The organism is Pontixanthobacter luteolus, assembly GCF_009828095.1.
Taxonomy (GTDB): Bacteria; Pseudomonadota; Alphaproteobacteria; order Sphingomonadales; family Sphingomonadaceae; genus Pontixanthobacter; species Pontixanthobacter luteolus.
On record NZ_WTYP01000001.1, the window covers coordinates 946,777 to 968,628 of the forward strand.

20 protein-coding genes are annotated in these 21,852 nt (G+C 57.5%); 11 read left to right on the forward strand and 9 right to left on the reverse strand.

From position 1 onward, the window contains the following. Positions 1-14: 14 nt before the first annotated feature. The 3 genes from GRI43_RS04500 to GRI43_RS04510 are packed head-to-tail and all read left to right on the forward strand — an operon-like array spanning position 15 to position 3,599. Complete coding sequence (locus tag GRI43_RS04500; protein WP_202391589.1) at positions 15-1,199, forward strand: penicillin-binding protein activator; 1,185 nt, start codon at positions 15-17, stop codon at positions 1,197-1,199. Between the two features lie 56 nt (positions 1,200-1,255). Beyond that, a complete protein-coding gene (parE, locus tag GRI43_RS04505; protein ID WP_160729865.1) occupies positions 1,256-3,247 on the forward strand; it encodes a DNA topoisomerase IV subunit B in 1,992 nt (663 codons plus the stop codon). Continuing rightward, positions 3,240-3,599, forward strand: a complete 360-nt coding sequence (locus GRI43_RS04510) for a hypothetical protein (RefSeq protein WP_160729866.1) — start codon at positions 3,240-3,242, stop codon at positions 3,597-3,599. Before parE ends, GRI43_RS04510 begins: the two co-directional genes overlap by 8 nt. 3 nt (positions 3,600-3,602) lie before the next feature. On the opposite strand, the gene GRI43_RS04515 is transcribed toward GRI43_RS04510, so the two are convergent. Next, positions 3,603-4,823, reverse strand: a complete 1,221-nt coding sequence (locus GRI43_RS04515) for a bifunctional alpha/beta hydrolase/OsmC family protein (protein ID WP_160729867.1) — start codon at positions 4,821-4,823, stop codon at positions 3,603-3,605. 167 nt (positions 4,824-4,990) lie between these two features. On the opposite strand from GRI43_RS04515, the gene GRI43_RS04520 reads away from it, so the two are divergent. Both GRI43_RS04520 and GRI43_RS04525 read left to right on the forward strand, forming a co-directional pair. Further along, positions 4,991-6,268 (forward strand): serine hydrolase, encoded by a 1,278-nt coding sequence (locus tag GRI43_RS04520; protein ID WP_160729868.1) that lies wholly within the window; start codon positions 4,991-4,993, stop codon positions 6,266-6,268. A 104-nt stretch (positions 6,269-6,372) separates the two neighbouring features. After that, a complete protein-coding gene (locus GRI43_RS04525) occupies positions 6,373-7,233 on the forward strand; it encodes an AAA family ATPase (RefSeq protein WP_160729869.1) in 861 nt (286 codons plus the stop codon). Between the two features lie 27 nt (positions 7,234-7,260). Here GRI43_RS04525 and GRI43_RS04530 read toward each other — a convergent pair whose 3' ends face one another. Then, complete coding sequence (locus tag GRI43_RS04530; protein ID WP_160729870.1) at positions 7,261-8,667, reverse strand: methyl-accepting chemotaxis protein; 1,407 nt, start codon at positions 8,665-8,667, stop codon at positions 7,261-7,263. Positions 8,668-8,745: 78 nt separating this feature from the next. After that, positions 8,746-10,143: a methyl-accepting chemotaxis protein gene (locus tag GRI43_RS04535; RefSeq protein WP_160729871.1), complete on the reverse strand. Its 1,398-nt coding sequence runs from the start codon at positions 10,141-10,143 to the stop codon at positions 8,746-8,748. 155 nt (positions 10,144-10,298) lie between these two features. Here GRI43_RS04535 and GRI43_RS04540 point away from each other — a divergent pair, with 155 nt between their 5' ends. Continuing rightward, positions 10,299-11,483: a vWA domain-containing protein gene (locus tag GRI43_RS04540; protein ID WP_160729872.1), complete on the forward strand. Its 1,185-nt coding sequence runs from the start codon at positions 10,299-10,301 to the stop codon at positions 11,481-11,483. A gap of 25 nt (positions 11,484-11,508) precedes the next feature. Here the strand turns inward: GRI43_RS04540 and GRI43_RS04545 are convergent, their stop codons facing one another. Both GRI43_RS04545 and GRI43_RS04550 read right to left on the reverse strand, forming a co-directional pair. Further along, positions 11,509-12,711, reverse strand: a complete 1,203-nt coding sequence (locus GRI43_RS04545; RefSeq protein ID WP_160730638.1) for an exo-beta-N-acetylmuramidase NamZ family protein — start codon at positions 12,709-12,711, stop codon at positions 11,509-11,511. Continuing rightward, the gene (locus GRI43_RS04550) at positions 12,711-13,253 is read right to left on the reverse strand and encodes a DOMON domain-containing protein (RefSeq protein WP_338090007.1); all 543 of its coding nucleotides are present in this window, start codon (positions 13,251-13,253) and stop codon (positions 12,711-12,713) included. Before GRI43_RS04550 ends, GRI43_RS04545 begins: the two co-directional genes overlap by 1 nt. 60 nt (positions 13,254-13,313) lie before the next feature. Between GRI43_RS04550 and tyrS the strand changes: the two genes are divergently transcribed. The 5 genes from tyrS to GRI43_RS04575 all read left to right on the forward strand — a co-directional run bounded on the left by tyrS (position 13,314) and on the right by GRI43_RS04575 (position 17,946). After that, positions 13,314-14,543, forward strand: coding sequence for a tyrosine--tRNA ligase (gene tyrS / locus GRI43_RS04555; RefSeq protein WP_160729873.1), 1,230 nt, complete (start codon positions 13,314-13,316; stop codon positions 14,541-14,543). Between the two features lie 111 nt (positions 14,544-14,654). Beyond that, positions 14,655-14,993, forward strand: a complete 339-nt coding sequence (locus tag GRI43_RS04560; protein ID WP_160729874.1) for a PilZ domain-containing protein — start codon at positions 14,655-14,657, stop codon at positions 14,991-14,993. A 149-nt stretch (positions 14,994-15,142) separates the two neighbouring features. Beyond that, the gene (locus tag GRI43_RS04565) at positions 15,143-16,369 is read left to right on the forward strand and encodes an MFS transporter (protein ID WP_235903673.1); all 1,227 of its coding nucleotides are present in this window, start codon (positions 15,143-15,145) and stop codon (positions 16,367-16,369) included. Beyond that, the gene (gene cysK, locus GRI43_RS04570; protein ID WP_160729876.1) at positions 16,366-17,283 is read left to right on the forward strand and encodes a cysteine synthase A; all 918 of its coding nucleotides are present in this window, start codon (positions 16,366-16,368) and stop codon (positions 17,281-17,283) included. The genes GRI43_RS04565 and cysK overlap by 4 nt, the downstream gene beginning before the upstream one ends. Positions 17,284-17,361: 78 nt before the next feature. Continuing rightward, the gene (locus GRI43_RS04575; protein ID WP_160729877.1) at positions 17,362-17,946 is read left to right on the forward strand and encodes a hypothetical protein; all 585 of its coding nucleotides are present in this window, start codon (positions 17,362-17,364) and stop codon (positions 17,944-17,946) included. Between the two features lie 50 nt (positions 17,947-17,996). On the opposite strand, the gene GRI43_RS04580 is transcribed toward GRI43_RS04575, so the two are convergent. From GRI43_RS04580 to GRI43_RS04595, 4 genes are all read right to left on the reverse strand, one after another. After that, the gene (locus tag GRI43_RS04580; protein ID WP_160729878.1) at positions 17,997-19,802 is read right to left on the reverse strand and encodes an acyl-CoA dehydrogenase C-terminal domain-containing protein; all 1,806 of its coding nucleotides are present in this window, start codon (positions 19,800-19,802) and stop codon (positions 17,997-17,999) included. A 47-nt stretch (positions 19,803-19,849) separates the two neighbouring features. After that, the gene (locus tag GRI43_RS04585) at positions 19,850-20,317 is read right to left on the reverse strand and encodes a MerR family transcriptional regulator (RefSeq protein ID WP_160729879.1); all 468 of its coding nucleotides are present in this window, start codon (positions 20,315-20,317) and stop codon (positions 19,850-19,852) included. A gap of 32 nt (positions 20,318-20,349) precedes the next feature. Next, the gene (hisI, locus tag GRI43_RS04590) at positions 20,350-20,733 is read right to left on the reverse strand and encodes a phosphoribosyl-AMP cyclohydrolase (protein WP_160729880.1); all 384 of its coding nucleotides are present in this window, start codon (positions 20,731-20,733) and stop codon (positions 20,350-20,352) included. 321 nt (positions 20,734-21,054) lie between these two features. Then, a complete protein-coding gene (locus GRI43_RS04595) occupies positions 21,055-21,843 on the reverse strand; it encodes a ComF family protein (protein ID WP_160729881.1) in 789 nt (262 codons plus the stop codon). Positions 21,844-21,852: the final 9 nt, after the last annotated feature.

Here is a 21,852-nt window from a genome sequence, read left to right on the forward strand (position 1 = left end):
GAGGGATCGCAAGGATGAAGCGTTTTAATTTGGGCAATATCGGTATCAATCGCCGCAGCTTGATGGTTGCCGGCACGGCAGCGTTGCTGGCTGGCTGTCAGGTGATACCGAAGGGCCCGACCACTTCGACCAGCGGGCCTGCCACCGGGCCGACGCCGGAACCGAGCGCCACAGCGCTGCCGACTGACGAAACGCGCCACCGGATTGCACTGTTGGTGCCGTTGTCCGGCGACAATGCAGATGTCGGCAATTCGATCGCCAATGGGGCAACCATGGCGCTGCTCGACACCAATGCGTCTAATCTACGGATCACAACCTATGATACGTCACGCGGTGCCCGCGATGCGGCACGCAAGGCGGTGGCCGATGGCAACAAATTGATCCTCGGGCCGCTTCTGGCAAATAATGTTCCGCTGGTTCTGGCAGAGGCACGCCCCGCCAACATTCCGCTTATTTCCTATTCCAACGACGCGACCGTGGCCGGTCCCGATGTGTACGTGATGGGCCATATTCCGAACCAGTCGATCGAGCGGACAATCGAATACGCACAGAAGCGCGGTTCGCGCCAATTTGCTGCGATCATCCCGGAAGGTGACTATGGAACCGCAGCACAGGCGGCACTTGAAAAGGCCATCCGTGCCGCTGGCGGCCGGCTTGTCGCAACCGAAAGCTATCGCCGAGGCAACACTTCGATTGTCAGCGCAGCGCAGCGCATCGCCCAGCGCAGCGGTGTCGACACTGTGCTTATCGCGGACGGCGCACGCCTCGCGGCTCTTGCGGCGGGCGAACTGAAATCGGCCGGGACAACATCCTATCAGTTGCTGGGTACAGAACTGCTCAGCGGCGAGGCAAGCGTGCCGCGCACCTCCGCGCTGCGCGGGGCATGGTTCTCTGCCGTCTCGGATGACCGGTTCAAAAGGTATTCCGACAGTTACCGCCAACGGTTCGGCAATCAGCCGCACCGTATTTCGACGCTCGGCTTCGATAGCGTGCTGCTCACGCTGAAGGTTGCGCAAGACTGGAAAGTCGGACGATCCTTCCCACAGTCGCAAATGTACGAATCTGGCGGTTTCCTTGGCGTTGACGGCCCGTTCCGCTTCATGCGTAGCGGCGTTGCCGACCGGGCGATGGAAGTTCGCGAGGTGCGCGACGGATCGGTGGTCGTGGTAGAGAAAGCCCCCTCGAACTTCGCTGACTGACGATAAAGACTGAGTCCCGCTTGTAAGCGCGTGAAACGCGGGCTTATAGCGGGACAATGTCTGACGATCTTTTCGAAGGTACCCCCGCATCGAGCGGCGATTACGATTCCTCATCCATCGAGGTGCTGGAAGGGCTTGAGCCGGTACGCCGCCGTCCCGGGATGTATATTGGCGGCACCGATGACCGTGCCCTGCACCATCTTGCGGCCGAAGTTCTCGACAATGCGATGGATGAAGCTGTCGCCGGACACGCAACCCGGATCGAGGTTTCGCTGGAAGAAGGCAACCGGCTGACCATTGCCGACAATGGCCGCGGTATCCCGGTGGACGAACATCCCAAGTTTCCCGGGAAATCGACGCTGGAAGTTATCCTTTCGACGCTGCACTCGGGCGGCAAGTTCTCCGGCAAAGCTTACGCAACATCCGGCGGCTTGCACGGTGTCGGCGTAAGTGTGGTCAACGCGCTGAGCAGTGACACCAGGGTCGAAGTTGCCCGCGACAGGCAGCTCTATGTGCAAAAGTTCGCAAGGGGCGAAACCCTGGGCCCCATCGAAAAGCTCGGCCCCACACCGAACCGGCGCGGCACAACCGTCAGCTTCACGCCCGACACGGAAATCTTTGGCGATCGCCAGTTCAAGCCGCGCCGCCTGTTCAAGCTGGCTCGGTCTAAGGCATACCTTTTTGCAGGCGTCGAAATCCGCTGGAAATGTGCAGACAGCCTGGTCAGCGATGATGTGCCAGCAGAGGCGGTCTTCAAGTTTCCCGGCGGACTTGCAGACCATCTGGCCGAACAGATCGGGTCGCGCGAATGTGTGACCGCACAGCCCTTCGCCGGCAATCAGGATTTTCCTGATGACGAAGACGGGCAATCGCTCGGCAGGGTCGAATGGGCCTGCGCATGGCCGCTCTATTCCGATGGATCGACCAGCTGGTATTGTAACACCGTGCCGACCCCCGATGGCGGGACGCACGAACAGGGGCTGCGTGCGGCGCTGACCAAGGGGCTGCGCGCCTTCGGTGATCTGACCGGCACCAAGAAGGCGAAGGACATTTCAGCCGATGACGTGATGGTCGGCGGTGAAGTGATGCTGTCTGTCTTCATCCGGGATCCACAATTTCAGTCGCAGACCAAGGACCGTCTGACCTCACCCGAAGCGGCGCGGTTGGTGGAAAATGCCGTTCGCGATCATTTCGACCATTTTCTGACCGACAACATGGAACGCGGCAAGGCGCTGCTTGGTCAGGTGATGGAGCGAATGGACGAGCGGCTTCGCCGCAAGCAGGAACGCGAGATCAAGCGCAAGACTGCTACCAATGCGAAGAAGTTGCGCCTGCCCGGCAAGTTGACGGACTGTTCCGGCGACGGCGAAGGCGAGACTGAATTGTTCATCGTCGAAGGCGATTCGGCAGGCGGCAGCGCGAAACAGGCACGTAACCGCAAGACTCAGGCAATCCTGCCCATCCGGGGCAAGATCCTCAACGTGGCCAGCGCCACCGCTGACAAGATCCGCGCAAATCAGGAAATCGCCGATCTGTCGCTCGCCATGGGCTGCGGCACCCGCAAGGATTGTGATCCGGAGAACCTGCGTTACGACAGGATCATCATCATGACCGATGCGGATGTCGATGGCGCGCACATCGCGACGCTGCTGATGACATTCTTCTTCCAGGAAATGTCGGAAATCGTGCGCAAGGGGCACCTGTTTCTGGCTCAGCCCCCTCTCTACCGTCTGACAGCGGGTAAAGAGAGCCTCTATGCCCGTGATGATGCACACCGTGCAGAACTTGAGGCAACTGTCTTCAAGGGTAAAAAGGTCGAAGTCGGGCGGTTCAAGGGCCTTGGCGAAATGAACCCGGCGCAGCTGCGCGAAACCACCATGAACCCTGAAACGCGGTCACTGGTGCGGATCACCCTGCCGCCCGAATTCGAACAGCGGGCGGCGGTGAAGGAACTGGTCGACCAGCTGATGGGACGGAATCCCGAACACCGGTTCAATTTCATCCAGAACAATGCCGGCGATATGGACCGCGATCTGATCGATGCCTGACGATCGGCCCGATCCCGCCGAAGAAGACATTTGGGCAGGCGATCGGCGCTTGTCCCGCCCCGACAGTTCGCTGCCCGACTGGTACACGCCCGATGTTATCTACCGGCCGATCCCGATTGCCTGGTTTGCCGGTGCGCTGGTACTTCAATGCATCGCGATGCCCATCGTTTTCATGCTCACTCTCGGGAGCGGCCCCATTGCGATTGTCATGGCGTCGGCACTGGTGACAGGTACGATTGGATGGATCACTTGGCAGCGCGGGATCGGTAACGCAGCGCTGGCATGGCGGATCGCGACCATCACTATGCTTGCGGGGTTCCTTGCCCTGAATTGCTTCGTCGCGCTCAGCTAAGGGTTACTCGCTAGACGCTGTATGGATGTGCAGATGTCCCTCCAGAGTGCGGTGGACCGGGCACTTGTCAGCAATCTCGATAATCCGCCGACGTTGATCCTCGGTCAGGTCGCCGTGCAGCGTGATACATCGGTAGAGCGCCTGCGCAGGCATATTGCTCTCCTCTGCAACTGAAACCTGCTCGCAATCTTCGGCATGGTTTCGTTCATGCCTCAACGCGATTGTGCTGCCTTCCAGCGGCCATTTCTTGCGGTCGGCGTACATTTTCATGGTCATCGATGTGCAGGTGCCAAGCGCCGCAAGCAAAAGGTCGTACGGGCTCGGTCCGGTGTCGTCCCCGCCATATGACAATGGTTCATCGGCGATGAAACGGTGACTTGTGGTGTGAACCTCTGTCCCGAACTTCCCATGCCCGCTGCGCACGACAATACCGTCTTCGGGGGCCGGAAGGTCGGCCTCTTGCGGGAGGTAGCGATCAGCCCAGCCAGCGATAACCGACGCGGCGAACTCTGCATCCTGCCGGTTCAGCAGCAAATGATCCGCCCCGTCCAGGCTGACAAAACTCTTCGGATGTTTTGCCGCTGCAAAGAGCCGACTTGCGTGATCGACGCTGACGATCTGATCGATGGGAGAATGCATGAACAACAGGGGCGCTCGCAGGCGTGAAACTTCGCCTAGCAGATCGGCATTTACCGTCTTGTCGACGAAAGCGCTGCTGATGGTGAACGGCCGTCCACCAATGTTCACTTCGCCCTCACCCTCCTCCATCACTTGCGCAATGTTGCCGTCGATCCGTTCCAGAACGTGCGGCACGTCCGATGGCGCATTGATTGTTGCAATCGCCGCCACTCTGTCGAACCCGAGATCGTCTGCCGCTGCGAGCACCGCAGCACCGCCCAGGCTGTGCCCGACCAGCAGCAGTTTGCCACCGAACCGCGCCAACAGCACCTCTGCGGCGGCAACCAGATCGCCGACATCGGTTGCGAAACCGGCTCGGCCAAATTCCCCCTCGCTTCCGCCGAGACCGGTAAAATCGAATCGCAAAGTGGCCAATCCCTTGCTGGCCAGCGATCTCGCTACGGCGACTGCGGCGCGGCTCTGCTTGGTGCAGGTGAAGCAGTGCGCGAACAACGCGGCACCTCGGACCAGACCCGTGGGCATTTCCAGAGAGCCGGATAGGCTGTGGCCTTTTGCCGTGTTGATGCTGATCGTTTCGGTTGGCATTTCTCTGGTCCTTAATCGCTTTGCGGCGCGGTCAGGAGCATTTGCTGGCGGCAAACGCCCCTGCTCCGGCATTATCAGTTCGTTGTGGTGGTCCGGTGGTTGTGATGCAACCTTGTGCGTTCTTCATCCCGCGATACAGTCTGCCGACAAAATTCAGGAATGTTTCAATGCGGCAACTGTTTGCGCTCTTCAGTTTGTGGTTCACAGCGGTCGCCTTTCCTGCGGCCGCACAAGATTTGGAGGCTCCACTTGTTGAAGAGCGGGCAACGGAGGCGCTTTCCGTATTGCAGGGAGATGCGCTGGCAGAGAACATATTCGATCCGGCCTTCCTGCAGGATGTAAGTGCAGAGCAGCTGATCGAGTTGGGCGAACGGCTTGAATCCGAATTCGGCAAGCCGGTCGTCGTCGAAAGCATAAACCCGACCAGCGCCTATTCCGGGGGACTGACCGTGCGATTTGAACGCGGCATGGGGATTGGACACATCGCGCTCTCGCCTGCTGATCCGCACAGGATCACAGGGCTGCAATTCACCTCTTTCCATCCGCTGAATGACAACATCGAGAAAATTGAAGCGGAACTTGAGGCATTGCCGGGAGAGATCGCCGTTCTGTTCACACCGCTCGCCGATACCGGCGCTCCGATCTTCTCGCTCAATCCTGATGCCCAGATGGCGATTGGTTCGACGTTCAAACTTTACGTCCTGTCGGCTCTTGCCCGGTCCATCAATACGGACGAACGCAATTGGAATGATGTTGTCGTCGTTGACCGTAAATCCTTTCCCAGCGGACAGTTGCAGGCGTGGCCAGATGGCACGCCAATGACCCTGCAAACGCTGGCAACCATGATGATCACGATCAGCGACAACACCGCGACAGACATGCTGTTTCACGAGCTGGGACGCAGAAAAATCGAGGCGGAAATGGAGATCGTCGGTCATTCCGATCCTGCCCGAAACAAGCCGTTTCTAAGCACGCTTGAGCTGTTCGCGCTGAAAGGGAGCGAGGGCAATTTGCGGAAGTATATCGCCGCGAACGAGGCGGCCAAGCGCCGCATCCTTGATGATTTTCAGGACGATGTCGGCGGCGATCCGGCAAAAGTAGAACCACCGCGCTTCGTCCAGCCCACGGCAATCGGCACCGTCGAATGGTTCGCCAGTGCATCCGACCTGAAGCAGTTGGCGGTCAGGCTTGCGCAGATCGAGGATCCGACTGCCCGGAAGATCTTGTCGGTAAACCCATCGCTTCCAGCAGAATTGACGCAAAGCTGGTCTTACGCGGGTTACAAGGGAGGGTCTGAACCGGGGGTTTTGAATCTGACATGGCTACTGCGGGATAAGGCCGGACAATGGCATATGCTGACGATGGGCTGGAATGATCCGAACCAGCCTCTCGAAAACGCAAGGTTGGAACTTCTCGCGCAGCGCTTGCTCAGATTGGCACGTTGAAGGCCAAGTTCACTTGATCCGGGCAGGTCGGCATACCCGCACCCTTGCCCTTTCGATTTATGCCGATTAACGCTCACGTAAAGACAAGTTGCACAGGAAAACTCATGGCTGACACTGCACCGAAGCGTTTCGACGGAACCGAAGACTACATCGCAACCGATGACCTGAAAGTCGCCGTCGATGCGGCCGTGACACTGCGCCGCCCGCTTCTGGTTAAAGGTGAGCCGGGGACCGGCAAGACTGTGCTTGCCCACGAAATTGCGAAGGCTGTCGGTGCGCCCTTGATCGAGTGGAACGTAAAATCCACGACCAAGGCTCAGCAGGGTCTGTACGAATACGATGCTGTGGCCCGCTTGCGCGATGGCCAATTGGGTGAAGAGCGAGTTCACGACATTCGCAACTACATCAAGAAGGGCAAGCTTTGGGAAGCATTCACTTCCGAGCAGCTGCCTGTCTTGCTGATCGACGAAATCGACAAGGCCGACATCGAATTTCCGAACGACCTTCTCCAGGAACTCGACCGGATGAGCTTCGACGTTTATGAAACGCAGGAGCGCGTTGTGGCCAAAGAACGCCCGATCGTGGTCATCACCTCGAACAATGAAAAGGAATTGCCGGACGCATTCCTGCGCCGCTGTTTCTTCCACTATATCAAGTTTCCTGACCGCGACACGATGCGTTCGATCATCGAAGTGCACCACCCGGGCATCCAGAAAACCCTCGTCAGCAAGGCGATGGACGTGTTCTACGAAATTCGCGAAGTCCCCGGCCTGAAGAAAAAACCGAGCACGTCCGAACTGCTCGATTGGCTCAAACTGCTGCTGAATGAAGACATGCCGCTGGATGTGCTGCAGGATCAGGACCCATCAAAGGCGATCCCGCCACTTCACGGTGCGCTTCTCAAGAATGAGCAGGATATCATGTTGTTCGAACGTCTGGCGTTCATGTCACGCCGCCAGACCTGATACGGGTATATATGGGAGGGCCAGCGCCTATTTGCGCAGGTCCTCTCGGTAACCGACGACGAAATTGCCCCACCTGCGACCGTTGACCGTGATCGGAACGGTGGCGCAGCGCATCAGCCAGAATTTGCCGTCAGCGCGCGGTTGGCGGTAGCTGTACATGGCATAATCGGAACCGGACATCGTCTCCCAGGCGTCGCTCTTTTCGATCATCCGGCCGTTGAAGCAATAAAGCTCATCGTGCCTGACATCTCCGGTTGGCGCCTTTGACTGCGCGGTGATGTGCGTGGGAAGATAGCCGTTGAGATCATTGGGCAGCGCGAACAGGATTTCCGGTCGCTTGCCTGTCACCGCATCAAGTATCGGCCGCCAGTGTTCATGCGCCCAGTCCGTGAACCGCGTACGAAAACGCGGCGGATTGCTGCCGGCGATAGGCAGGTAATTGTCGTCGAACAGCGCAGCTTCATCGAGTTCGCCTGCCTCGATAGCCTTCAGCACAAGTGCCTCGGCCTGCTTCGCGCCGTCCAGCGCAAGTTCTGCAATATGCTGATCGGCAGACGCCAGTCCAGCATGAACGACATTGTCGAACATGGTGTTCGCCATGGCTTCGAGATCCTTCAAACGCGAATGGGCGCGTTCAAGCTGGCCATCATTGCTGACGCTGGTTTCTTCAAACCCGCGGAGAACATTCTGCACGCTATCCACGTGGCTGCTGATTGTCGCTGTGGAACGGGCGATCTGATCGTTTTGCCGGTCGACCTCTTCGACAAGGTCGGTGACGCTTCCCAGGGTTTCTTCGATCTGGGATACGCTGGCCCGCGCTTTTTCACTTTCCCCTGCTCCGCCTTCGATCTGGCCGACAACTGCGGTCGCCTCTATCTCCAGCGCATCCACCGTGCGCACGATCTCGTCGGTGGCAAGGCGCGTATCCTGCGCCAGTGTTTTCACCTCGTCGGCGACAACGGCAAATGTTTTGCCCCGTTCGCCTGCCCGCATCGCCTCAATCGTCGCATTCAGGGCAAGGATGCTGGTGGTTTCGGCAATCCGGTTGATGTCTTTCGAGCTTTTTCGAACCTGATCCATTGCAGCGGCAAATCCGGTTACGTGCTGGCTCAGCGCGCTGACGAGTTCGATAAGGCTGGAAATACGGTCCAGTGCGCCGCGGATCTGTTCGTTGCCCTCGCCTAGCCGTTCAATCGCCTTTTCAGACAGCAGACGCGCTTCATCGCTGGCATCGCGCACCTTGACCTGGTCCAGTTCGAGGGTGGCAACAGTGTCACGAAGTGCGGTATGTTCTTGGCGAAGCTGGGTTGAAGTTCGTTTAACAGCGTGAACGAGGCCGCCGACATCTGCGCAGTAATCGACGACCTGACCGCATCGCTGCGGGATCGATTCAATTATGGCGCTGTTCGGCACCTCTATTTTCGCGTGTTCCATAACCCCCCCAAACCTACCTCAACGCCTTGGGCTATTTTGCCTTGGCGAATAGGGTTCCGGTCTTCCGGATATCCCTGTTCAAAGCGTGTATGCTAATTCGAAATCACCCCATCGGCGGCCATTGATGTAAAGCGGCACATAAACGTTGCGCACGACCAGGTACTGCAAGCCGTCGCCTTCCTGGCGATAGACCGCCATCATGTAGGCGTCGGTGCTTCGTTTTGCCGAAATATCAACGCCTTCCAGCAGGATGCGTCCATTGCGGCAGTATTTCGTGTCATGCGCCAGATCGCCTGTCGGTTGACGGCAGCGATCGGAAATGTGTGTTGGCAAAAAGCCGTTCATATCCGCGCTGGAACACATCTTGATCGGACCGCCCTTGGCGACGACCTTGTCGAAGACCGGCCGCCAGTGCGCATCAGCCCAGTCGCTCAGCGAGGTACGGAACCGTTTCGGATTGCTTCCTGCGATTTCCTTGTAATCGGTATCGAACAGCGCCTCTTGCGTAAGCGTACCCTCAGCAATCGCCTTCTCAGCGATCTCGCTTACCTGCTTGGCAAAGGTCTGCGCCTGATCGACAAGCGCGCTGTCCCTTGGTGACAGGCCGCCTTTGACGATGCTGTCGAACATCTCGCTCGCCGTAATTTCCAGCGACTCGATCCGGTTGTGCGCCTTTTGCAGCTTGCCTTCGTTTTCGATGGCAGCACTGTCGAACGACGCAAGGACATCCTGCACGCGGTGCACGTGATCGCTGATCGTACCGGTGGAACGGGCGATTTGATCATTCTGGCGATCGACTTCTTCAACCAGTTCAGCAACGCCGCCGATCGTTTCTTCGATCTGCGCGACGGAGGTCTTTGCGCTGCGGCTTGCCTCTGCGCCGTTTTCGATCTGCGAGATCACCAGTTCGGCCTCGCCGCCCAGTGTGTCGATAGTCTGGCTGATTTCTTCGGTGGCGCGGCGGGTGTCGCCGGCAAGGTTTTTAACTTCATTGGCCACAACCGCGAAAGTGCGACCGGCATCGCCGGCACGCATCGCTTCGATGGTCGCGTTCAGGGCCAGAATGTTCGTGGTTTCGGCAATCTGGTCAATATCCTGGGAACAGCGGCGCACCTGCTCCATCGCTGCGGCAAATCCGGTCACGTGAGTGGTCAGCGTTTCAACAAGTTCAAGCAACCCGGAAATCTGGCCGAGCGAGGACTGGATCAGCGTGGTGCCTTGGCCGAGCCGCTCGATCGCACGTTCGGAAAGCAGGCGAGCCTCGTCGCTTGCCTCGGAAACTTTCTGCTGGTCGGATTCAAGCTGCGTTACGGTCCCCTGTAGCGCGTTGTGTTCCGCTCTAAGCTTTTCTGATGAATCGATAACAGCCTGAACGATGCCGGCGACATCCGAACACCCGACCGTCACCTCCCCGCAGCTCTGGGGTATGAGATCGATGGACTTGCGATCCACGGTGTCGAATTCGGTATGTTTCATTGACTTATGCGTCCCCACTTTTCCGTCGCGGTGATCGGCATACGTACTTATGGTTATCGAAGGCTTAAGGTCGCGAAGACTTTCTTCATGACCGGTATCCTCTCACCAGCACATGGGCTCTGGTGCCCGGGCAAACAGCTCGCTAGAACCAACTCATGTTTTTCAATTTCGTAGACGAGCTTCGCGAAGCCGGTATCGGCGCTTCCTTCAAGGAACACCTCACCTTGCTGGAGGCACTTGATCGCGATGTGATCGAGCAGACGCCCGAAGCGTTCTATTATCTGAGCCGCGCAACCTTCGTGAAGGATGAAGGGCTGCTTGACCGGTTCGACCAGGTTTTCAACAAGGTCTTTAAAGGCTTGCTGACGGATTACGGGCAGAACCCCGTAGATATTCCGGAAGACTGGCTGAAAGCGGTTGCGGAAAAATTCCTCACTCCGGAAGAAATGGCGAAGATCGAATCCCTCGGTGACTGGGACGAGATCATGGACACGCTGAAGAAACGTCTCGAGGAACAGGAAAAACGCCACGAAGGCGGTAACAAGTGGATCGGCACCGGCGGTACTTCACCGTTCGGCCATGGCGGATACAATCCAGAGGGTGTCCGCATCGGCGGTGAAAGCAAACACAAGCGCGCGATTAAGGTCTGGGAAAAGCGAGAGTACAAGAACCTCGACAACACCAAGGAACTTGGCACCCGTAATATCAAGATGGCGCTGCGCCGGCTGCGGCGGTTCGCCCGCGAAGGTGCTGCCGACGAACTCGATCTTGATGCTACGATTGACGGTACAGCGAAACAGGGCTGGCTTGATATTCGTATGCGGCCAGAGCGCCATAATGCCGTGAAATTGCTGTTATTTCTGGACGTGGGCGGGTCGATGGATCCATTCATCAAGCTGTGCGAAGAGTTGTTCAGTGCGGCCAATAGCGAATTCAAGAACCTCGAATTTTTCTACTTCCACAATTGCCTTTACGAAGGCGTCTGGAAGGATAACCGGCGGCGCTGGCAGGAGCGCACCAAGACCTGGGATATCCTCCACAAATTCGGTCACGATTATAAAGTCATCTTCGTCGGCGATGCCGCGATGAGCCCGTATGAAATCACCCATCCGGGCGGCAGCGTCGAACATATGAACGAGGAGGCCGGTGCGGTCTGGATGCAGCGTGTAACCAATACCTATCCTGCCACCGTGTGGCTCAATCCGGTTCCGGAAAAGCAGTGGAATTACTCGCAAAGCACCAAGATGCTGAAGCAATTGGTCAATGACCGGATGTACCCGCTGAGCCTCGATGGTCTCGATGATGCAATGCGCGACCTGAGCCGCAAGCAAGGCTCTTAAGGCAGCATTCCGGTTAGCGCCCTGCTCAGTAGAGCAGATGGCCCTTAACTGCGGCGATCCAGCTTGCTTCGTCATTTGCCGCAATCTGATCAAGATCATGCGGGGTTGCTGCCCGGTCGTCGACCCATTCACGCAGCAGCGGCCCTCCATTGATTACATCGATTGCCAGCACATCATCGGTATACTCGTATTTGAAGTCCTTGCCCCGCCACATGGCGTAGTCCGGATAAAGGCTCCTGATAGCTTTGAATGCGAGCGCCTGAAGCCTCCAGGGTCTGAACTGGTCATGGCTGTAATACGGACCTTCTGCATGGATCATCAATGCACTGCAAAGTTCGCCGACGTGCTTGTGAAATGTTGGCTCGAACCAGCATTCGCGCAAAAGAGCCCCGCTTAGCCATTCCGGCGCTATCCTGCGCATTTCGGCATGAACTTTCGCGGCGTCGACATCTGGGGCACCGAACAGGACTTCGAGCGGACGTGTCGTTCCGCGCCCTTCGCTCAGGGTCGCTCCTTCCAGCATCACGGTGCCAGCATAGGCCCGTGCCATGTTGACGTTGGCAGCGTTGGGGCTCGGGTTGACCCAGACGCGATCGTCAGGCCAGCCAAACCCCGCACCATCGGGCGACCAACCTTGCATTTCGACTACATGGTAAGCCACATCGAGCGAGAAGTGTTCGATAAACCAGTGCCCCATTTCACCCATGGTCAGCCCATGCCGCATTGGCATCGGCGCGGCGCCAACAAAGCTCTCATGCCCCGGGATCAGCAGTGATCCTTCGACAGGTCTGCCTGCCGGATTGGGCCGGTCGAGAACCCATACTTCCTTTCCGTGTCGTTCCGCTTCCTCGAGCAGGTAAAGCAAGGTGGTGACAAACGTGTAGATGCGGCAGCCGAGATCCTGAAGGTCGAACAGGAACACGTCGGCACTGGCCATCATGTCCGCCGTGGGCCGGCGCACCTCCCCATAAAGACTGTAAACGGGGATATTGTGGACGGGATCGATCTCATGATCAGTCTCGACCATGTTATCCTGCTTATCGCCCTTGAGCCCATGCTGTGGGCCAAAGGCAGAGGTCACATTCACCCCTGCATCAACCAGTGCATCGAGCGAATGAACCATCCGGTCGGTCACGCTGGCAGGATGGGCCACAAGCGAGACGCGGCGGCCCGAAAGCCGCTCAAGAAGCGCCTCGTCCTTCAGCAGGACTTCAACACCGAACTTCATCATTGGTTCGCTCCGTTCAATTCAATGACGCGGCAAACTTCACTGTGAAATTCAGCCTTACCGCCAGAAAAGTCGAGCGCCCAAAACTGGATATTGCCGTCCTGATCTTCGACGATCGCATTCAGTGCGACCTTGGCGGGCAGTGGCAGTTTTGAAGCAATTTCGGTTTCCAGCCAAAGACTGGTGTGATCATGGCTGCAGGAAATCGCGATCGCATCAACCGGTGCGTCGCGGCTGTTGAGGCGAAAGTCGTCGAAATCATAACAGGCCCAGCGGCTCGACGGCGAAAGATTGAACTCGCGGTAATAGGCGCCGCCATGCGGTTGCCAGAAGATTTCGAAACAGGTCGTCTTCCACAGGAAGTCTGTCCGTTCACTGCCCGCATGCACCGGGATCTTGATCCGAGTGATGTCACCGTTCAGGCGGAAACGTGCCTTACAGCCCCGCTCTGTCGCCTCAATCACTGCCTCGACCGATGCGATTGGTCCTGCGGCGCATTCTGGGTGTAGTCTCAATTGTTGCATGGCAGTCCTATCGCGCACTCAAAAAGCTGCGGCAACCCACTTACGAAGCGCAATTTTCGTTGCTACAGCGCGCACCCTATGAGCGAACATAAATCCGAATTGCTGAAGCTGCTCGATGAACGCGGCTATATCCACCAAATGACCGATGCTGAGGGGCTGGACAAGCTTGCCAGCAGTCAGGTCGTACCGGGATATATTGGTTTTGATGCAACGGCCCCCAGCTTGCATATCGGCAGCCTGGTCCAGATCATGATGCTGCGGCGCCTGCAGCAAACAGGACACAAACCCATCGTTCTGATGGGCGGCGGCACCACTCGTATCGGCGACCCAACGGGCCGCGACGAGAGCCGCAAAATGCTGACCGATGAAGTGATCGATGAAAATATCGCCTCGATCCGGACAGTGTTCGAACAATTGCTGACCTTCGGCGACGGACCGACCGATGCCATCATGGTCAACAATCAGGATTGGCTGGGCAAGCTCGGTTATATCGAAATGCTGCAAAAGGTCGGCACGCACTTCACTGTCAATCGCATGTTGACCTTTGATTCGGTGCGTCTGCGCCTCGAACGCGAACAGCCGATGACGTTTCTCGAATTCAACTACATGATCCTGCAGGGGTATGATTTCCGGCACCTGTCCCAGGAACTTGGTGCGCGGCTTCAGATGGGTGGCAGCGACCAATGGGGCAACATCATCAATGGGGTCGAACTTGGCCGGCGGATGGATGGTATCGAACTGTTCGGGCTTACCACACCGCTGCTGACGACCGCTGACGGTGCAAAGATGGGTAAAACCGCTGCAGGTGCGGTGTGGCTCAACGAAGCTCAGCTCCCGGCGTATGATTTTTGGCAGTACTGGCGCAATTGTGACGATCGGGACGTGGGGCGGTTTTTGAAGCTGTTTACCGACTTGCCGCTGGATGAGATCGCCCGGCTCGAGCAGCTCGAAGGCAGCGAGATTAATCAGGCCAAGGTAGTCCTCGCCAACGAGGTAACGAAACTGGTTCGCGGTGAAGATGCTGCGCGTTCGGCTGAGAAGACCGCAAGCGAAACCTTCGCTGGCGGAGGCTCGGGCCAGGACCTGCCGAGCATCTCTGTCGGTGCAGAGGGCAAGCGGATTGGGGCCTTGCTGACGGAGATCGGGTTCACCGCGTCGAACAAGGAAGCCAAGCGCAAGATTGCCGAAGGCGCGGTCAAGCTTGATGATGTTGTCATCGGCGACGCGGGTCATTTGGTGGAAGTTGCCGACGGTAAGGAAATGAAACTGAGCCTGGGTAAGAAAAAGCACGGAATTATTACGCGTTAACGCGTAAATGCGCAGCTAGCGTCCCGAAACGGGACAAAAATTTTTACAAATTATCAGGCTTTCTTGTTCATTAGGGTTCTTCGGCAATCAAGGCAGGAAGGCCCCTGAAAAATGAGTGTTGGAGCACAACTTTCAGTAACAGATTTGCGGCGCGCTGCGCGGCATCCGGTCGACTTCCCGGTCATTGCCGAGCACCAGTTGCGCGGCGATGTGAAGCTGCACATCTGCAATATCTCCGCTCATGGCTTCATGATTGACGATGCCGGAGAGCTTTCGCGCGGTGATCGCGTGATCATCCGCCTGCCGGTGGTTGGCCGTATCGAGGCATACGTCATCTGGACCCGGGACGAGAGAGCCGGTTTTCAATTTGAGCGTATCATCCGCATGGATGATTTCATGACGATGATCGACACTCTGCAGCCAAACCCCAGGCTTCGCCGTTCGCGCTAAGCCGGGGCATCGTAAAGCCCGCTTCCTCACGATAAGGCAGCACTGACTTCACAAGCTCTGCGCCGCCTGCCATGGCGCTGCTTGTGAGCGACCAGACACACCCCTTCCGCATCGCGAATTTCCGCGCATACTGGCTATCGCGTCTGTCGATGACTTTGGCGCAGTATTCGATGCTGCTGATTGTCGGGTGGCAAACCTACAATATCGCCAGAGACGACGGGCTTGGTGTTGCAGCAGCGTCCGGCCAGCTTGCCATGATCGGTCTGCTTCAGTTCGTTCCGCTGTTTCTCCTCATGCCTTTCGCGGGACTTGCTGCTGACCGGTTAAACCGGCGCAATGTGGCGCGCCTCACTGTCTTGCTGCAAATGACCTGCGCAGGGATATTGGCCTACCTAACCTGGCAGGACACGATCAGCCTATCGAGCCTGTTCGCGGTCGCGGTCTTGTTGGGGATCGCCAGGGCCTTTGCAGGGCCAGCGCTGTCTGCCCTTGCCCCAAACCTTGTTCCGAAGGCGATCCTGCCAAACGCGATAGCGCTGTCGTCAATCGCTTGGCAGGTCGGCATGATCGTGGGGCCAGCCATTGGCGGATACCTGTATGTAATCGACCCAGCGATGCCTTACATTGCAGCATTATGCTTGTTCGGCGTTTCGGTGACCGCACTCAGTTTCATCGGCCATGTCCCGCGCAGCCCGATTGCCGGGGCGCAGCGTCCGATCGGACAGATCGTCGACGGCTTGCACTATGTCCTGGAAAACAAGATGGTCCTTGGTGCGATCACGCTGGATCTGTTTGCGGTGTTCCTTGCCGGTGCGACCGCTCTTTTCCCGGTGTATGCCCGAGACATTCTGCAAGTTGGTGCGACCGGTTTAAGCCAACTCGCGGCCGCGCCCGCAGTGGGCGCTGCGCTGACCGCGTTATATTTTTCTTTCAAGCCGTTGAAGACCAATGTCGGGCCGAAGATGCTGTGGGCGGTTGCGATCTTCGGATTGGCGACGATAATATTTGGCGTTTCCACCAGCATGCCATTATCGCTGGCGATGCTGTTCGTGGTCGGTGCGGCCGATATGTTCTCGGTCTATATCCGCCAGTCACTGATCCAGCTGCATACGCCGGATGACAAGCGCGGGCGGGTTTCCGCAGTCTCGCTCCTGACCATTTCGGCATCTAACGAATTTGGCGACTTTTTCTCAGGCACCCTCGCCTATTTGATCGGCCCGGTTCTAGCCGTAGTCTCTGGCGGAGCGGGCGCGATCATGACGGTCGCCTTGTGGAGCCGGGTATTCCCGGTTTTGCGCACCACAAGGACCTTTGATCCGCCAGAAGAGTTACTAGATAAAGCAGCAGACAACCCACAAAAGGGAGAGACCAGATGAAAGCCGATTCCGTCCTCGCAACCATTGGTGCAACACCGCATATCCGCCTGTCTCGGCTGTTCCCGGATCACGAGGTCTGGGTGAAGTCGGAACGCTCCAACCCTGGTGGTTCGATCAAGGATCGTATCGCATTGGCAATGGTCGAGGCCGCAGAAGCAAGCGGCGATTTGCAAGAGGGCGGAACGATCATTGAACCGACCAGCGGCAACACCGGAATCGGCCTAGCAATGGTTGCAGCGGTAAAGGGTTACAAGCTCGTTCTGGTGATGCCGGAAAGCATGAGTGTCGAAAGGCGGCGCTTGATGCTCGCTTATGGCGCTACGTTCGACCTGACCGACAAGACGAAGGGTATGAAGGGCGCGATTGAGCGCGCGACCGAACTGGTTGAGAAAACCGATGGCGCGTGGATGCCATCCCAGTTCGACAATCCGGCCAATTTCGAGGTGCACGTTCGCACGACCTCTCAGGAAATCCTGTCAGATTTTGCCGATGAACCAATCGACGTAATGATCACCGGGGTTGGAACCGGCGGTCACCTGACCGGATGTGCCGAGGAATTGAAGCGCCACTGGTCCGGAATGAAAGCCTATGCCGTTGAACCTGCACTCTCGCCCGTGATTGGCGGCGGCCAACCCGGCCCGCACCCCATTCAGGGCATTGGCGCAGGGTTTATCCCTGGCAATCTCCACACGCAGGCCATCGACGGTGCAATTGCCGTAAATGCCGATGATGCCAAGGAAATGGCTCGGAAGTGCGCCGCTGTCGAAGGGCTTCTCGTGGGTATTTCCAGCGGTGCAACTTTGGCTGCAATTGCCAAAAAGCTGCCCGATCTGGAACCGGGCACGCGAGTACTTGGCTTCAACTATGACACCGGTGAGCGATACCTGTCGGTACCCGACTTTCTTCCTGAATAAGTTGAGTCCATTTCGTCCAATCGCAGGAATATCGCGCCTGCGATAACTCCCCCCATTCGATAAGGGGGGGATTGTCAAATGGACTATATACGACTGGGACAGAAACTGATTGTTTCTGCCGCGCTGGCAGGTGTCGCTTTGCTGGGAGCACCGGCTTTGGCTGCGGACGTTGAAATCTGCGAAGCAGATAAGCTGACTTCAGCTCCGGCGGTGGCATGGATGACCGACAATGCCTGGCGCTATCAGACTGAAGCACAGGCTGAGATCGGCTACCGCTCGCTGCTGACCGGGCAGTCACCGTGGCCCGACTGGTTTCATCCGGAAGTCTCAGTGCTGATGCCGGGTGCCCGCTTCCAAATGGCGATGTCGAATGGCCAGAAAAACACGCAGCCGGGCGGTTTTGGGACCTATGACTATCTGGATAGCGTGGGCGAAGTGCGTGAGTATCTGGCGGTCTTGCCCGAATGGAAGCCGGATATTGACCGTATCGTCACGTATCAGGTCAAAGCGCCCCTGATTGTTTCAGTCGGGCCGATCGGTCCGCAGGTCGATCAGGTCGGCTGCAAGCTTTACGCCGGACGTTTTACCCAAATCCAAATGCTTGTCTCGCCAGCGGACAGGATCAATTACCTGACATATATTTCGGAACGTCCTGTGAAATAGAAAAGGGGCCCTGGCATCTGCCAAGGCCCCTTTGATCTCTGGACTTGGCTTTATGCAGCTGTCTGGAAAGCTTCTTCGCCAAGTGCCATCATTGTGTCGGCGCCAGCTTCCAGCTTGCGGCGGAGTGCGCCGGCATCCGGGAGGAAGCGGTCGCCGTAATAACGGGCGGTCGCAAGCTTGGCTTCGTAGAATGCCTTGTCTTCAGCCCCGCCATCCAGTTTGGCCTGAGCAACGGTTGCCATGCGCAGCCACATCAGGCCAAGCGAAACGATGCCCATGATGTGCATGTAGTGATGCGCACCCGCGCCAAGATGATCGGGGTTCTGCATGGCATTCTGCATGAACCACATTGTTGCAGCCTTCTGCTCGCCAAGGGCCTTTTCCAACTTCTCGGCAAAAGGTGCGATTGCCTCGACCTTTTTGGCTTCGGCGATTTCTGCATCGACGGTTGCGAAGAATGTCTGGATTGCAGCGCCGCCGTTCTGTGCGAGCTTGCGTCCGCAAAGGTCCATGGCCTGAACACCGTTGGTGCCTTCGTAGATCATGGCGATGCGGCTATCGCGGACATACTGTTCCATGCCCCATTCCTGAATATAGCCGTGTCCGCCGAAGACCTGTTGCATGTTCACTGCAACGTCGAAGCCTTTGTCGGTGCCGTAACCCTTGATTACAGGGGTCAGCAGACTGATGATCTGGTCAGCTTTCTTCTTGTCTTCGTCGGTCGCGCCCTTGTGCGTCAGGTCGACCTGAAGCGCGCCCCACAGAGCCAGAGCCCGCATTCCTTCGGTGTAGGCTTTCGCATCCATCAGCATGCGGCGGACATCGGCGTGCACGAAGATCGGATCGGCCTGTGCTTCCGGTTCAGCAGGTCCGGTCAATGCCCGGCCCTGACGGCGGTCAAGCGCATAAGCGACGGCGTTCTGGTAAGCGACCTCTGCCTGCGCATAGCCTTGAATGCCCACTCCGAGGCGGGCAGCGTTCATCATGATGAACATGGCCGCTAGGCCCTTGTTCTCTTCGCCGACCATCCAGCCTGTGGCGCCATCGTAATTCATGACGCAGGTCGAATTGCCGTGGATGCCCATTTTCTCTTCGATCGAGCCGCACTGCAATGAATTGCGATCACCCAGCGAACCATCGTCATTCACTAGGAACTTGGGCACGATGAAGAGCGAGATGCCTTTTGAACTGTCGGGTGCACCCGGAGTTTTCGCCAGAACCAGATGGATGATGTTTTCGGTGAGGTCATGCTCGCCTGCCGAAATGAAAATCTTGGTGCCGGTGATGGCAAAAGAACCGTCTGCCTGCGGCACTGCCTTCGTGCGGATCATACCCAGATCGGTGCCGCAATGCGGTTCCGTAAGGTTCATGGTTCCGAGCCATTCGTTGGCGATCATCTTGTGAAGGTATTTTTCCTTCTGCTCATCCGAACCCTTGGCAAGGATGGCAGCAACAGCGCCGCCGGTGAGGCCCGGATACATCGCGAATGCCTGATTGGCGGTGCCAACAAACTCTTCGATCAGCATGCCAAGGACGTGCGGCATGCCCTGCCCGCCGAATTCCTCAGGCTGGGAAATCGTGCCCCAGCCAGATTCGCGGTACTGCTCGAAAGCGTCCTTGAAGCCGGTTGGCGTGGTTACGCTACCGTCATCATGGCGGGTGCAACCTTCCTTGTCGCCAACCTGGTTGAGCGGCGCGAGGACTTCGGAACAGAACTTGCCGGCTTCATTCACGACGGTGTCGATCATGTCTGGTGTTGCGCTCTCGAAACCCGGCAGGTTGTTGTAACTGGCCAGGTCGAGCACTTCATTGATGATGAAACGGGCGTCACGTGTGGGTGCGGTATAGGTGGGCATCTTCGTGTCCTTTGTGGATTTTCAACGCTGACTGTTGAGCTTGGGGGTCAGCTGCTAGCGTTGTCGAGGGCTAGATTCTCGATGTGTTTGATAAATTCGCTCAATTCCTTGATTGAGGAATCGATATCGGCGCGCTGGCGTTTCAGCTTGGCTACGTGGTCGCGGCATTTTTCAACCGTGACCCGTCGTTGTTCCACCCGTCCGTCGCCGAGATCGTAGAGATCGATCATTTCACGAATTTCGACGAGGCTGAACCCGACATTCTTGGCCCGCATAATCCAGGCGAGCCGCGCGCGGTCCCGCTTCGAATATACGCGGGTCAGGCCGATACGCTTGGGAGCAATCAGGCCCTCATCCTCGTAAAAACGCAATGCTCGTGCGGTGCAGTCAAACTCGGTGGTGAGGTCTGAAATGCTGTATTGTTCCCGCGCAAGTTTGTCGGGACGCTCCAGATGCGCTCCGGCGTGCGCTTCGCGGGTTTTGTCGGTGGGTTTTGGATCCGATGCTGTTGCCATAGGCAGTTTTCTAACTGCCCTTTACGTAAACGTCAACTGGTTTCGAGTTGACCCGTCTCTCGATTTAACCCCCGGTAGAAACACGAGCGGGCCCCCGTATGGCATGTTGGACCAGCAGGATCACAAACCAGGATCAGCGCATCCTGATCACAATCGACCCGCATCTCCCTTACTTGCAATACGTTGCCAGAGCTTTCGCCCTTCTTCCAAAGGCGCCCTCGTGAACGGGAATGGAAATGAGCCACTCCGGTTTCGATCGTTGCTTCGAGCGCCTCCGAGTCCATGAATGCCACCATCAAGATGTCCTTGCTCGCATGGTCGGTCACCACTGCACATAGCAGGCCATTGGCATCAAACTTAGGCATGAAGTCAGTTCCGGACTCGCGCCTTTTGGCGTCATGATCGCTCGCGTTCATTCAAAAATATCCATGATTTACAGGCTAGCACAGCAGCCATTTCCTTTGTTGCACGATAACCACAGATTAGTCCCAAAATCTACCACACTTGCAAATGCAGCTTTGATGAATGCCAGATGGATGGAACAACGCTGCTCAGGCCCGAGAGGGTCAACCAGAACGCGGTACGCAGTGCCAGGTTCAGGGGGTTTGGGACGCAGCCGGTAATAAGCCAGGCGCTCCCATGAACGATGAGGGATCGGACCCGGACAGCCATCAAGGGGGAGGCTGTCTTAGCTGAAAGGCGGGTCCACTGTTATTCGTCACGTGGCGCCCGGGGTCCTAGACCTCGGGCGTTTCACGTTTCAGGCCTGACGAGCCCGACCCACCTGCACCATCCAGAACGCGTGCAAAACATGCGATAATGACTTGGTTCGCTCCGGCTTTCTTGAGCGCCCTTACGCAGCTTTCCGACGTGGCGCCGCTGGTCAGAACATCATCCACCAGTACGACCTTGGCGCCATCGATAGAGGATCGCCGTCTCGGGTTCACCTCGATTACCCCGGCCAATGCCCGTTCACGTTCCTTACGCCCCAAACCGCCGAGGCTCGGCGTCTTGCGATTTCGCAGAAGTCCGTCGACGACCAGTGGCTGCTCGGTTAATTTCGCGATCCGGGCCGCAAGCAGTGCCGCCTGATTGTATCCCCTGGCCCATAATCTCCCGCGGTGCAGAGGAACCGGCACCAGCAGCCACTCGCCTTCCAATCTGGGCAGACGCGCGGTTATCAGGCGGGACAGCATTTCAGCGAGCGCTATTTTCCCGCCATGTTTGAAGCTGAGAACCAGCTTCCGTGACGCGTCGTTATAGATAGTGCCTGCCGCAATACTGTCATGCTTTGGCGGCGATTTCAGGCACGGTGCGCACTGGGCGCCTTCGTGTGCAGTGCCGTCCCCGAACGGACGTTGGCAGGTGGAACAAGCGGTGCCGGAGGGAACGTCCAACTGCGCCCAGCACTCTGCGCACAGCCCGCGCTGTTCTGCAATCGCCGAGCCGCAAAGAGGGCACCTCGGCGGGAAGAGCAAGTCCACTGCGGGCTTCAGCGCCTCGGATAAAAACTTGTTAAATTCCATGGATCTACG